Below are 12,381 nucleotides of genomic sequence, written 5' to 3'. Positions count from 1 at the left end.
GTAAAAAAAATGATATTATCATATTATAACAATGAATTTAGGATCTAAAAAATGCTAACTACATTTATAATTAATTTAAAAGAGAATAAAGATAGACGTAACATTATGATAGAGCAGTTAAAAAATACGGCTCTTAATTATCAGTTCATTGAAGCAATAAGAGGTACTGATTTAACTGAACAACAGATTAAGTCTAAGGTACAAGATTATCCAGATTGTCTTCTTACAAAAGGTGAAATTGGTTGTGCATTAAGTCATATAAAAATATATCAAAAAATGGTTGATGAAGATATTGAATATGCACTTGTTCTTGAAGACGATGCAGTCGTGCCTAAAAATCTAGAAAAAACTATTAATGAAATTATACAGCAAGATATTAAACATAATAGAAATGTCTATTTACTTTCTGAAGTAATCAGTTATATACAAAATAAAAAATTACATAGTAATATCTATTCTGCTTATCACGCTTGTGGGGCACATGGATATTTAATTAATTTAAAAGCAGCTAAAAAATTATTATCTGTGCTTAATCCTATACGCTATGAAGCTGATATGTGGTGGATTTTTAGATTTAGAAAATATATAAATGTCTATTGCATTATCCCTCATTTAATCAATACAAATGATGAAGATAAATCAAGCTCCTCGTTAGAGAAAGAAAGAGCAAAAACATTAGAACAAAGAGAAAAATATAGGAATAAAGTCCATAAGAATGAACGCTTTTATCATTTCTATCGCATTTTAGAAAAAATTAACAACAAATATACATATAAAATTGTAAAATATAATCCAAAGTAAATATTACTAATATATTTAATTTAATAGTGATTTTTTATAATATCAAGCATATTATGAATATATATTTTTATCTTTTAAATAGTAGGTAAGATCAACATGTATTGCTAATTGACTACCTACTTCATATTAATTTTACTAAAAATTATCTGATATTCCATATATACAACTTAGTATATGTTTATAACTAAACTTAAGATTTGAATATAGTCTATATTCAATATATCTTGATCTAAAATATATAATTTCATTGTATTCAAACTAAAAGCATTAACTTCAGTTTATGTTATAGGAAAAATTGATATTAATGTATGCAATCACGAATAGGCTACACAAATATGTAGCCTGCTAAAATTTAATATTATCAATCCTATAAATTACTAATGTTTCCCTTTCTCTTTTATCTTCATGATTTTATTGATTTTAAATCTAAAGACAATATTCTTTGCTTTACGTATCTTAATAGGATTTTGATTTAAAGAAGGTCTTTCATTCCATATTTTTAATGATATTACAGAAAGAGCTAATAACGCGGTAATACCATTAGCAACCATTACTGGAATATCACCAACTCTTAAACCATAACCAAACCAACAACTAACACCTAAGAAGAGAGCTGACCACATCCAAATTGATAATGCTTTTGTTTCTCTACTTTTAATGATATGAATAACTTGTAACAGAAACGATCCTGTAGTGATCCAAGCTGCAACCCCACCTAAAACTAGAGGATACTGTGACAAAAACAAAATGGCCAAGATAGCCAATACCACTGTAATTAAAATAATTATAAAATCACGCATTAAATATTTCCTTAATAATTTAAGCTAATATTACTATAATTATGAGTAAGTATATTAAACTTATTGAAGATTGACTATTATTTTATAAAAAATAGTTATAACTACTAATATAATGCGATTAGTTTTTATAATATTTCACTACGTTATATTCACTAATATTTAATTTATTGATTTCTTCTTTCATATATTCATTTATTTGCAACTCCGAATGGTATATGAACTGAAGGGAGTCCAGAAGAAGATTTTAAATGAAGTTTTTGATCATCAAAGAAAATATGTGGTTTTAATATCCTTAATACGTTAGATTTTTCAACTCCCCCCATAAAAAAGGCTTCATTAATAGATATTCCCCACGCTCGCATCGTATTAATTACTCGTTTATGAGATGGTGCATTACGTGCAGTGACAATTGATATTTTCAATATTGGTGTATAATTAGCATTATTCTTAACTTCTTCTAATTCTAATTTTTGAATATCAGAAATACGTTGAAGAAATTTCTTTAAAGGACCTGGATTATGAGGAATATTCACCATTTTTGCTTCATGATCATGAAATTGTGAGAGTTGTCCTGAGTTTTTATAAATACTTTCAGCCTCATCGTCTGCAAGTACACCATCAAAGTCAAAAGCAATTCTTAATTCAGGATCATCGTTATCATCACAAATATGACCTGATAATATTTGTCCTGCGGGATAGTTAGCGATTATAGCTTGCATAACATCTTCACGATTAGCAGATAAAAATAATTCTATATCAAAAGCAGGAATATAAGTATATGGTGATTTCCCTTGAAGAAAAGCGGCTCTGGTGATCCCTAATTGGTAATGCTCTATAGAATTCATTACTCTTAAGCCTGTATCAGGATCATTCCTTGATAACAGAATAACTTCAACAAGCGGATCTTCTGGTCTAATTTCGTTTAGCTTCAAGAGGCGACGAATAAATGGAAATGCAACGCCTTTATCAAGTGGTATATCTTGCTTTTCTCTTTGATATTGACGATATATTTCTTCTCCTTGAGTACGGAATATTTTATCAGACTCTTTTAAATCAAATAGTGCGCTAGAAGACAGTCCAACAACTAGCCTTTTCGTTAAATCATAAGCCATAAATACAACCCTATTTTTTATCCTACTCACACTTTATACAATTAAGATAAAAAGTATATAAATCAATAAGACCTTTTGTTACATACAGTTAATGCTAAGACTGTATTAATACTCCTCCAGTGGTTAACATTTAGCAACAAATGATATTGATTATCATTTGCATTTGATTGTTATCCCTATTATTGTTATTGATATCAATTAAAGGAGGTTTCAATGGTCAGAAAAACAATACGCTTGCGTTCGCAACATTTTAAAGATTTGGTCAATAAAGTAAAAAAAATGAATACTGTAAAAGAAGCGATAAATAGAGATGAGAATTTATCCGATCTTGTTGTTCTTAATAGTAAAATTCCTACTATAATTTCTGTGAAATAGCGTAGAACGATGCTAATTTGAATAAAATTGTAGTATCCACAACTTCAGAAGGGTTGACATATTAAATGATAATGATTATCTTTTGATTCGTGAGTAGTTGAGTATTTTACTCAGTTATTCACAACGACATTGCTCACATTGCTTCTAGTATTTTATTGACCAACACTCCTAGCGTTGGTCTTTTTTTTATTTACTTTTTATATGCTTCTACGGTGATTATTTCTGTCTGATTATTTGGCTCGCGTAAATACTGATAATCTGCTGAAACAGTGATATTAACAAAACCAATTGATGCTAGTATTCGTTTAAATTCTGCAACACCGAACCATCTCATTTTAAACACTTCCCATTCACTTTCGATAATTTTACCTTTTCTCCATTTATCATAGCGGTGATGAGCTGTTGTTATCTGGTTAATATAATCAATATCTGCATTAATCATTTGTAATGTGATTATATCGCCTTCTGGTGTCTTAAATTCACGACTATAGCAATTTCCTTTTATAAAACGATGTGCAAGACTAATATCAACTAATAATTGCCCTTCGCTGTTTAGCGCTTGATAACACTGCTTTAACGCTTGAATCGCGTTTTCTTCATTTTCTATTAGTAGAAATGTCCCTGTTGGAATGATAATCGCATCAACCAAACCAGTATCAAAATTAATTAAGTCGCCTTTAGTGATAACGTCGTGACTCAATCCATTATCGATAAGGTTTTGTTTGCAAAAATGGAGCATGTCATCTGATAAATCAAAGCCTTTAACATCAAGCCCTGATTTCAATAGAGGAATTAATATACGCCCAGTCCCAACTGCGGGTTCTAAAATTTTTCCTTTAAATCCCTTTAAACGTAGTTTGTAATATTCAATATCACCAAAACTACAGCCAATAGGTTTATCAATTTGGTAAACCTGCGCAGATAGAGCATGGTAACTTTGCATTGCGTTTCATCCGTTTAATTACATGTGGAACAGAATTATAAAATTGTTTTCTTTGATGCTAAATGTTCATACCTTTATACCCATATAAAATCAAGGGTTGACAAGTTAAATGATAATGATTATCTTTTAATACGTGAATAGTTGAGTATTTTACTCAGTCTTCTCACAACGACATTGCTCACATTGCTTCCAGTATTTACTGTGACCAACACTAAAATGTTGGTCTTTTTTTTATTTAGAAAATAAAAATCTTTTAATAGTATGCTGGCTCGCCAACAGGTCTAGTTTTAAAGCGTCTATGTGCCCACAGATATTGATCTGGTGCTCTCATTATCTCTGTCTCAATTAATTTGTTCATCCTATCTGTATCAATCTGAATATTCTCTGTTGGATAATCTTTAATTTCTTCACCAATAATTAAACTATAATTTTTTTTGTTTTTATTTTTATTTCTTATTAAGGTTATCGTTAAAGTACGCGCACCTGATAGCTTAGATAATATCGCCACACCTTTAGATGTTGATGTTTTCTTAACAGAAAAAAAAGGTGAAAATGTTGTGCCTTTTAAACCAAAATCTTGATCTGGGGCAAACCATATTGCTTTTCCTTTTTTTAATTCCGTCACCATAAATTTTAAATTTCGTCTATCAATCATTCCTTTGTCAGAACGCGATCTAGCTTTCGTCTGAATAAACTCCATGGCTTTATTGTTGTGAGGACGATACATTGCATTAACAGGAAAACATAAGCCCATAATGCGCCCTCCTAGCTCTAAAGACATAGAATGTATACCTATAAGTAGTATTCCTGTATTTTTATTATTTGCATTAGTAAAGTTTGATATTCCTTCGATTTCATAAATCCTTTTTAATCGCTTATCACTCCAAAACCAAGCCATTCCAGTTTCAAATAAAGCAACACCTAAAGAAGATAAGTTATCACGTACTAATGCATCAATTTCATTTTGATTTTTATTTGGAAAACATAGCTCTAAATTTCTTTTAATTATAGAAACTCTCCTTTTTAAAAAGAAGCGTGAAGACAATCCCATATGCTTACCTAAGAAAAGTAACCATTTATAAGGTAATTGCACTAATAAAAAGAGAATAAAAACGCCAAACCATGTTAAATAATATTTTGGATGTAATAAATGTAATGAAAATTTATTTTTTGCGTACATATAATTATCCTTAAAATTTAATCCATTGATGATTTACATTAAGTAAATTTAATTAAATTTAGATGTAAATGATTAATTTTTTTAATTCATTTTATCTTAAAGATAAAATTTATCTTTTCTTAAAAAACTCTCTAATCTACCTTTTTATTTTATTGTATAAACAATTATATTTTAATTGAATTTTAAAGATATAGTTATGCTCGAATTTTAATGAAAATTAACTACTCTTTATAATTAATATTAAATTTTTACATAACTTTGACTAACGGTGTGTTTGTATATATTTCTATTTCATTAAATATGAGTAACAGATAAAAAAAAACCTCACTTATAAAGTGAGGTTTACAGTCTAATTTATAATTATCTAGTTATTACTTAATAAGCAATACCAAGAAATTAGGTATAAAATTATAGACCGATTACATTTGCAGCAGCTGGGCCTTTAGCACCATTCTCGATTGAGAATGAAACTTCTTGACCTTCTTTCAGAGATTTGAAGCTATCGCTTTGGATTGCTGAGAAATGTACGAACACATCTTTGCTACCGTCTTTAGGAGTGATAAAACCAAAACCTTTATCATCGTTGAACCATTTTACTGTACCAGTCATTGTATTAGACATAGAATTTCCTTAAATTAATTTATTTGCCATAAGGCTTGTTTGCGGTTTGATTTCGGATTTTTACTTATGGTAACTATTTAAAGGAATTCGCAACGAAGAGGTATCATGGATAGCGCTAAACGGTGAACTACTTGAAACTGGACTAACATAAATAGGCCTGTACTTCCAAACCAATGACGCTATTAAGTCATAGAATGAAAAATATAGCAAATCATTTTCGCTTTTATTTTTTATTTAAATGTAAATATATAAAAAAAAGGATAAATAAAATAAAAAAGGTTAATAAAAACACTATTTAATCACTAAAGATGATGTTTAGTGATTAAATGAAATGGGTGAAAAGTTTTTACCGCTTACTTTTACCCGTTTCTATTTTATATAAATGCATAAAAGTATAAGTACTAAAATTTGTTCAATTAAACGGATAATATTTAGTTTTAATCGCTAATTTGATTGCTTATTTCGTTATATCTATCTTTAGCTAATGATTTTAGATAAAATTTCATGCGTTTTCGTCCATAGTAAAGCCCCACCTTCATCAGGATAAGTATATCTTTTAGCATTAGGAAAACGCTGAGATAAAAGTTCTCCAAAATCAGGAGAATGGACAGTGCTTGTGTCTTTCAAACCATACCATAACTGGGTTGGTGTTAAGATATTTTCAGGAGAAAAGCCCCAAGGTTGCATCGTCATAAGAAGATCTTGTGTATATCCCGCATTTCCTTGTTTAAAAGCATCTGCCATGCATGATTGATAAATTGGTAAAAAATTCGATGACTGATAAATAGCCAAATCTACACGATTACTATACTTTAAAATAAAATCAATTAACCACTCAGCTGTTATATTTTTGCTTATCCATTCAGATAATATTTTAGGATTAGAATTTGCTTGTTGTTGCATATTTACTACATCAGAAATTAATTGCTCTTTAGTTTTAAGATAAGAAAACTGATCTTGTCCTGAAATTATTGCAAGATTTTTAACGTAATCATGATAATAAAAACAAAAAGCCATTGCAAAAACAGCTCCTTGAGAAAAACTAAGCACACTTACTTTTTTAATATCAAGATAGTTTAATAAAAACAAAATATCATGAGAAAAAGAGGCTAATGATTTATTAGGATCAAACGTCGAATCACTCAAACCTGGCCTATTTGGTATAATGAAGCGAATATTTTTCTCCAAGAGCACTTTATCATCAACACTTAGCAAGCCACTCATACCTGCACCTGTAAAAAAGACAACAGGCTCACCTTCCTCTGATCCAGATTCATACCAACTTAATATTCTAGTATCTGGTAGCATTAATTTAAATTTTCTTTCGCTTTTTATATTCATTAGGTTTTATTCACTATAATTTTATATTATTTTAAAAGTGCCAATAAAATACAGTTTTATTATTAAAAATCTCATTTAAAATTAATATTTAATTCGCTAAGGATAAAAATTCATTATTTTTCTCATCATTATATTTATTCGGATACACTCTAATAGAGTATAATAAATCTATATTCATTCTATGTTATTTTTTTCATAAAGTGATATATGTCATAAAAATAAATTTGAGAAAAACGCATATTTCTAGTTAAGAGGAGAATAATAATACATTAAACTATAATTTCTATCTTAAATAAGATATCTCCGTATTTCATTATAAATATGTAAAAATACTTAGTAACTAAAGGTTTTATAAATATTTCTGAAAAAACACATTGTTACATTATTACTCTTAATATTTTACTTTATTCAATTTGATTGTCGGTATACGATACAAAAATTAGGGGTTATAAATTTATTATATGTTGGTAAATAAAACCGATATTATTGAACCATATTGATAAAATGAGCAGGAAAGCCAATGTTACAGGAAAATGTCGTTAAAGATATCATTGTTTGGATCGAACAAAATTTAGATTCACAATTGTCGTTAGATATTGTCGCTGAAAAATCAGGTTATTCCAAATGGCATTTTCAGAGGCTATTTAAAGGATATATAGGCATGTCTTTAGGTAAATATATACTTTCTCGTCGCCTATCTTGCAGTGCGTATGCTTTAAGAGTAACACGATGTAGCCTTTTAGATATCTCTTTAAAATATCACTTCGATTCACAACAAACCTTTTGCCGTGCTTTTAAAAAACAATTTGGAGTTACACCATCACAATATAGAAAAAAAGCAGGATGGAACATTAGTGAACTCATTTTCCCTGCTTTACCCTCTGTTGAACTCAGTGCTGAGTATAAAATTGTAACTCTATCAAATAAGTCTCTAATAGGCTTATCTCACTACTACAATAAACCTATCTCAGTATGGAATTCAAATAAGAAAAAATTTAGAAAAGAGTTTTGGCAAAAATTCTTAAATGAAATAAATATAGCTCCCATACATTTATATGCTATGCATAGAGCTTCTGTTGGCTCACTTGACGACACAATGTATGTTTATTCCACAGCGGTAGATACGTTAGATAGCGACGTATTCTCAGCTTTAAATAAAAATCGCTTAATCACTGAGCTTGAGTTGGCAGGTGGTAAATACTTGCAGATTACATTTTCTATGGATGAAATCTCTGATTCTATTACCGAATATGACGATATTATATATACCGTATATACAAAAGTGCTACCAAAAATGAATTTACTACGTAGGCCCGGTGCTGATATTGAGAGATATACGCTTAAACAGCCCGTTAATGGTAGAGATATTCTTGGAAACGGTCCAAAATACCTAAAAAAAATCAGTTATTATATTCCTGTTATGTAGTCATTCTAAATATCATCATTTGTAAATAAAATCCCAAATATAAAATTGGGATTTTATCTTTATTTAATTTTTATAAGCAAAATAAGATCAATATTTATTATTCTCTAATAAATCGCATCAGCTGTTGTTTTAATTGCTGGTTTTCTTGTTTAAGTTGTTCATTTTCATCTAATAATGTTAGAGCAATAGCGATACCATGCCAATCAAGCGCAAGCTCTCGATGAAGTTTTAATGCTCGATGAACAACAACAATGGCATTATCATCAAAAAACCACTCTTCTGTTCTTATTTCAACAGGCTCAATAACACCAAGCGCAATTATTTCATTAAGATCATCTTTTGTTACACCAGTATGATGGCAAATTTCAGTTACTGTAAATATTGTTGTTCCTAATTGAGCCATTATTTATTCTCCCAATCTTTTCGTGGATTAAAATCAGATTGGCTATCTGCTATTTGTTGCCATAGGGCGAGTGTTTTTTCATCAGCTTTAGGTGGCATTACGATTTTTATAATCGCATATAAGTCACCTTGTGTTTGTTTATTTGCTAGACCTTTTCCCTTTATACGTAATCTTTGGCCTGCTTGGCTACCTGCGGGAATGGTTATCAAAATTTTATCTTTCATTGTAGGAATAGGAATTTTAGTACCTAATGCTGCTTCCCATGGTGAAAGAGGAACAACTAATTCTAAATCTTGGCCTTTTACATCAAAAATAGGATGAGGGGCTATTTTAATTGTTAACCAGAGATCACCATTTTCGCCACCATTTTCACCTGCGGTGCCCTGACCTTTAAGACGAATACGTTGACCATCAGAAACACCTTTAGGAATTTTAACATTTAATGTTTTCGGAACTTCTTGTTCCACCATACCAAATACATTATAAACAGGTAAGTGATAACTAATTGTTCTTTTATGTTCTTCCTGTGTTTCTTCAAGAAATACTGCAAGTTCAATTTCAAGATCGTGACCACGACGCTTAGGTGCTTGCTGAGAGCGACGACCTTCAAAAGGTGAATGCTGACCAAAAAAAGACGCATAAAAATCATCAAAATCTTCTTGGCTGAAATTTTCTTGATGGGTATTTGATTGTTGTTGATTAAATTGTCTGAATTTCGGATCATTTCTATGAGCCCAAAGCTCGTCATATTCAGCTCTACGTTGCTCATCACCTAATATTTCCCATGCTTGAGCAACTTCTTTAAAGCGCTCTTCTGCATCAGGTTCTTTACTCACATCAGGATGATATTTTTTTGCTAAACGGCGATAAGCTGTTTTTATTGTTTTAGCATCATCGGTAGGTTTAACACCCATGATGGCGTAATAATCCTTCAATTCCATAGCAATATCTCATTAGTAGTAAATAATTAAATAAATATTAATATCTTATGCTTGATAAGTATAGAACAGCTACTTAATTTTAGTTAATTATATCTCCTTATTACGCTATTTTATTGTTTACCTTAACTTTCATTGGTAAAAAATATTTTAAATTTTAAAATTTTTTTAAATCAATAAAAACAATTAATTAACTGTAAAAATCACCATATCACTCTCTCATTTCAATAAATTGCATTTGAAATACTCTTTTATAAAGAGTAAATTTTTCAACACGAGCAATAAGTAGATAAGATCAATAAAAAGAGGTGATATGGAACGTATTATTATCCCAACAAATTATGTTCATATACGTACAACTCCATTTTGGACAAAAGAAACCGCGCCTAAATCAATTTGGAAAAGACATTTAGATAAAGGAACACGACAAGGTGTTTACCCTAAATTATCCGTAATGCAGGGTTGTATTATTTATTACGCTTATGCTGATGAATTTAGCTCAACGCCAACAGAAACGTTAGAAATTAAAGCTGGGCAATTCGGTGTATTTCCACCAGAAACATGGCATTTAATTGAAGCACAAAGTGAAGATACTGTTTTTAACGTCGATTTTTATGTTGACCCTAAAATACTTGCTGAGGGGTAATTATGGAGAATAACAATATGGATAATAAAGGCTATTTACTTGAGCTTATTAGCACTGAAAATAAGGTTAAAGAAGATAAGATCTTTCTTAACCCCAAAATATTATATATTCCAGAAGTTGCCACAAAAGAAATTTTACAATTAATTGATGCACTTAAAAATCAAGTCGACCTTGAAAATAAAGGGCTCACTCTTACACTTACTAATAAAAACAATGGTGTCTCTGTCGATAAAGAAAGTAATTTAGCTAGTTTACTCGATCCAGATGAAGCTAGCTTAATTGTCAAAGATCTTATCAATATCGTTCGTGGTTACGATATGGATGAAGAAAGTAATGTATGTGGCTGGTAACTTACTCATATTACTATGAAGTCTTAAAAAGACGAGTATTGTTAGACAACAATTGATCAATTAACCAATAGCCCGCTTTTCCTGGCGGGTTATTTTTAGACCAAACTAAATCAATATCTATTTTTTTAGGCCATTGATTGTAGGTTAAATTAACTAATGAACTATGCCCAAATTTTTTAACTAGCCAAGTAGGTAAAATAGCCCATCCCATCCCTTGTTCAGCAAGTTCTAATAAAAGTAAATAATTTGGTGCCAACCAATTTTTTTCACTATTCACTATCATTTGAGCATTGCTACTTAATCTTAATTGTCGATTCATCGTTAAATGCTGATAAGTAATATTCTTTTCTTGGGCTAATGGATGTGTTTTGTTTACATATAATCCTAACTCGCCTTGAATAGGTAAACGTGCAAAAGCAATATCTGCTGGATATTCAGTGCGAGATTCCATCAGGCCGACTTGAGCATGCTTATTTTGTAGCATATCAATCACATCATCATTTTCAGCAACAATGAATTCAAATTCAATATGTGGGAATTTTTTATCTAAAATAACGAATATCTGATCAGCTTGCGGTGGCTGATAAATATCAGAAAAAATACAAGTCAACCTTGGTTCCATTTCTGGTGATAACTCTATTCTTAACGCTTGCAAGCGCTCATCAGCTGATAATATATCTTCTACCAAGCTGAGCACTTTTTTTCCTGCAAATGTCAAAGTAGACTCACGCCCTTTTCTTTCAAATAATTCAAATCCTAAATCATCTTCAAACCCTGTAATTGTAGTACTCACAGTTGATTGGCTTTTATTTAATTTACGCGCAGCTGCTGAAAATGATTTCAATGAAGCGGCTTCAACAAAGGTACGCAAAGTTTCTATAGAATAGTTCATATTGATATCGATTTTTTCGATGGCTCCCATTTTGTAGATATAGCGAATAATGTGAATAATTGCACCTGTTTTATGAAATAAGTTTTAATTAAATAATAAGAGGTGCTGTATGAGCAAACATCAAAAAACCCTAGCTGAGCGTATTTTTCATGCTGTTTCTTTCGAAATTATCGCTATATTAATCACAGCGCCGCTTAGTGCGTGGGTTTTAGGGCGCTCAATTTTTCAGATGGGTACAATCGCACTAGTATTATCTACATTAGCGATGTTATTAAACCTATTTTACAACATGATTTTTGATAAATATTGGCCATTGACTAAAGGGCCACGACCAACAAAAATTAGGCTAATTCATACATTAGGATTTGAACTAAGTTTTATAATTATTGGTGTCCCTATTTTAGCTATATTGCTAACCATGTCATTATGGGATGCATTTATGCTAGAAGTTGGCTTCTTTGCATTCTTTTTATTTTATACTTATGCATTCAATCTAAGTTACGATACATTACGTGAAAAATGGTTTAAAAATAAAGAAAATAAGAATAAAAAA

General features: G+C 30.2%; 15 protein-coding genes. 6 read left to right on the top strand and 9 right to left on the bottom strand.

All coding sequences use genetic code 11. The features are described from left to right. The first annotated feature begins 51 nt into the window (after positions 1 to 51). A complete protein-coding gene (locus M983_RS14640; RefSeq protein WP_066752525.1) occupies positions 52 to 801 on the top strand; it encodes a glycosyltransferase family 25 protein in 750 nt (249 codons plus the stop codon). A 377-nt stretch (positions 802 to 1,178) separates the two neighbouring features. Here M983_RS14640 and M983_RS14635 read toward each other — a convergent pair whose 3' ends face one another. Both M983_RS14635 and M983_RS14630 read right to left on the bottom strand, forming a co-directional pair. Beyond that, the gene (locus tag M983_RS14635) at positions 1,179 to 1,601 is read right to left on the bottom strand and encodes a SemiSWEET family sugar transporter (RefSeq protein ID WP_066752523.1); all 423 of its coding nucleotides are present in this window, start codon (positions 1,599 to 1,601) and stop codon (positions 1,179 to 1,181) included. Between the two features lie 188 nt (positions 1,602 to 1,789). Continuing rightward, positions 1,790 to 2,713, bottom strand: coding sequence for a 5'-nucleotidase (locus tag M983_RS14630; RefSeq protein ID WP_066752521.1), 924 nt, complete (start codon positions 2,711 to 2,713; stop codon positions 1,790 to 1,792). 213 nt (positions 2,714 to 2,926) lie between these two features. On the opposite strand from M983_RS14630, the gene M983_RS17595 reads away from it, so the two are divergent. Next, on the top strand, positions 2,927 to 3,088 hold the full coding sequence (locus tag M983_RS17595; RefSeq protein WP_167348690.1) for a hypothetical protein: 162 nt from the start codon (positions 2,927 to 2,929) through the stop codon (positions 3,086 to 3,088). A 190-nt stretch (positions 3,089 to 3,278) separates the two neighbouring features. Here M983_RS17595 and M983_RS14625 read toward each other — a convergent pair whose 3' ends face one another. The 4 genes from M983_RS14625 to M983_RS14610 all read right to left on the bottom strand — a co-directional run bounded on the left by M983_RS14625 (position 3,279) and on the right by M983_RS14610 (position 7,173). After that, positions 3,279 to 4,031 carry a class I SAM-dependent methyltransferase gene (locus M983_RS14625; RefSeq protein WP_066752520.1) on the bottom strand — a complete coding sequence of 251 codons (753 nt, stop codon included), beginning with the start codon at positions 4,029 to 4,031 and terminating at the stop codon, positions 3,279 to 3,281. A 253-nt stretch (positions 4,032 to 4,284) separates the two neighbouring features. Next, complete coding sequence (gene lpxL, locus M983_RS14620) at positions 4,285 to 5,211, bottom strand: LpxL/LpxP family Kdo(2)-lipid IV(A) lauroyl/palmitoleoyl acyltransferase (RefSeq protein ID WP_066752518.1); 927 nt, start codon at positions 5,209 to 5,211, stop codon at positions 4,285 to 4,287. Positions 5,212 to 5,619: 408 nt separating this feature from the next. Then, positions 5,620 to 5,832 (bottom strand): transcription antiterminator/RNA stability regulator CspE, encoded by a 213-nt coding sequence (gene cspE / locus M983_RS14615; RefSeq protein WP_004247021.1) that lies wholly within the window; start codon positions 5,830 to 5,832, stop codon positions 5,620 to 5,622. Between the two features lie 477 nt (positions 5,833 to 6,309). Further along, the gene (locus tag M983_RS14610) at positions 6,310 to 7,173 is read right to left on the bottom strand and encodes an alpha/beta fold hydrolase (RefSeq protein ID WP_066752515.1); all 864 of its coding nucleotides are present in this window, start codon (positions 7,171 to 7,173) and stop codon (positions 6,310 to 6,312) included. Positions 7,174 to 7,693: 520 nt separating this feature from the next. On the opposite strand from M983_RS14610, the gene M983_RS14605 reads away from it, so the two are divergent. Next, on the top strand, positions 7,694 to 8,599 hold the full coding sequence (locus tag M983_RS14605; RefSeq protein WP_066752512.1) for an AraC family transcriptional regulator: 906 nt from the start codon (positions 7,694 to 7,696) through the stop codon (positions 8,597 to 8,599). A gap of 97 nt (positions 8,600 to 8,696) precedes the next feature. On the opposite strand, the gene cbpM is transcribed toward M983_RS14605, so the two are convergent. Beyond that, positions 8,697 to 9,002, bottom strand: coding sequence for a chaperone modulator CbpM (gene cbpM, locus M983_RS14600; protein WP_066752510.1), 306 nt, complete (start codon positions 9,000 to 9,002; stop codon positions 8,697 to 8,699). Further along, positions 9,002 to 9,943 (bottom strand): curved DNA-binding protein, encoded by a 942-nt coding sequence (gene cbpA / locus M983_RS14595; RefSeq protein WP_066752508.1) that lies wholly within the window; start codon positions 9,941 to 9,943, stop codon positions 9,002 to 9,004. Before cbpA ends, cbpM begins: the two co-directional genes overlap by 1 nt. Positions 9,944 to 10,253: 310 nt before the next feature. Between cbpA and M983_RS14590 the strand changes: the two genes are divergently transcribed. After that, a complete protein-coding gene (locus M983_RS14590; RefSeq protein ID WP_066752504.1) occupies positions 10,254 to 10,586 on the top strand; it encodes a TehB family protein in 333 nt (110 codons plus the stop codon). Between the two features lie 2 nt (positions 10,587 to 10,588). Beyond that, on the top strand, positions 10,589 to 10,936 hold the full coding sequence (locus tag M983_RS14585) for a DUF1869 domain-containing protein (RefSeq protein ID WP_066752501.1): 348 nt from the start codon (positions 10,589 to 10,591) through the stop codon (positions 10,934 to 10,936). A gap of 13 nt (positions 10,937 to 10,949) precedes the next feature. On the opposite strand, the gene M983_RS14580 is transcribed toward M983_RS14585, so the two are convergent. Then, positions 10,950 to 11,828, bottom strand: a complete 879-nt coding sequence (locus M983_RS14580; RefSeq protein ID WP_066752527.1) for a LysR family transcriptional regulator — start codon at positions 11,826 to 11,828, stop codon at positions 10,950 to 10,952. 109 nt (positions 11,829 to 11,937) lie between these two features. Between M983_RS14580 and M983_RS14575 the strand changes: the two genes are divergently transcribed. Continuing rightward, a partial coding sequence (locus M983_RS14575; RefSeq protein WP_066752498.1) for a multidrug/biocide efflux PACE transporter occupies positions 11,938 to 12,381 on the top strand: 444 nt, incomplete at its 3' end.

The organism is Proteus myxofaciens ATCC 19692, from assembly GCF_001654855.1.
Classification (GTDB): Bacteria; Pseudomonadota; Gammaproteobacteria; order Enterobacterales; family Enterobacteriaceae; genus Proteus; species Proteus myxofaciens.
The sequence above is the reverse complement of the archived record's forward strand: the minus strand, read 5'-3'. Positions and strand labels throughout refer to the sequence as shown.

Coding starts and splice junctions, on each gene's coding strand:
- lpxL (WP_066752518.1), bottom strand. CDS start 5,211: ATGTACGCAAAAAATAAATTTTCATTACATTTATTACATCCAAAATAT.
- M983_RS14630 (WP_066752521.1), bottom strand. CDS start 2,713: ATGGCTTATGATTTAACGAAAAGGCTAGTTGTTGGACTGTCTTCTAGC.
- M983_RS14580 (WP_066752527.1), bottom strand. CDS start 11,828: ATGAACTATTCTATAGAAACTTTGCGTACCTTTGTTGAAGCCGCTTCA.
- M983_RS14610 (WP_066752515.1), bottom strand. CDS start 7,173: ATGAATATAAAAAGCGAAAGAAAATTTAAATTAATGCTACCAGATACT.
- M983_RS14585 (WP_066752501.1), top strand. CDS start 10,589: ATGGAGAATAACAATATGGATAATAAAGGCTATTTACTTGAGCTTATT.
- cbpM (WP_066752510.1), bottom strand. CDS start 9,002: ATGGCTCAATTAGGAACAACAATATTTACAGTAACTGAAATTTGCCAT.
- M983_RS14635 (WP_066752523.1), bottom strand. CDS start 1,601: ATGCGTGATTTTATAATTATTTTAATTACAGTGGTATTGGCTATCTTG.
- M983_RS14625 (WP_066752520.1), bottom strand. CDS start 4,031: ATGCAAAGTTACCATGCTCTATCTGCGCAGGTTTACCAAATTGATAAA.
- cspE (WP_004247021.1), bottom strand. CDS start 5,832: ATGTCTAATACAATGACTGGTACAGTAAAATGGTTCAACGATGATAAA.
- cbpA (WP_066752508.1), bottom strand. CDS start 9,943: ATGGAATTGAAGGATTATTACGCCATCATGGGTGTTAAACCTACCGAT.
- M983_RS17595 (WP_167348690.1), top strand. CDS start 2,927: ATGGTCAGAAAAACAATACGCTTGCGTTCGCAACATTTTAAAGATTTG.
- M983_RS14590 (WP_066752504.1), top strand. CDS start 10,254: ATGGAACGTATTATTATCCCAACAAATTATGTTCATATACGTACAACT.
- M983_RS14605 (WP_066752512.1), top strand. CDS start 7,694: ATGTTACAGGAAAATGTCGTTAAAGATATCATTGTTTGGATCGAACAA.
- M983_RS14640 (WP_066752525.1), top strand. CDS start 52: ATGCTAACTACATTTATAATTAATTTAAAAGAGAATAAAGATAGACGT.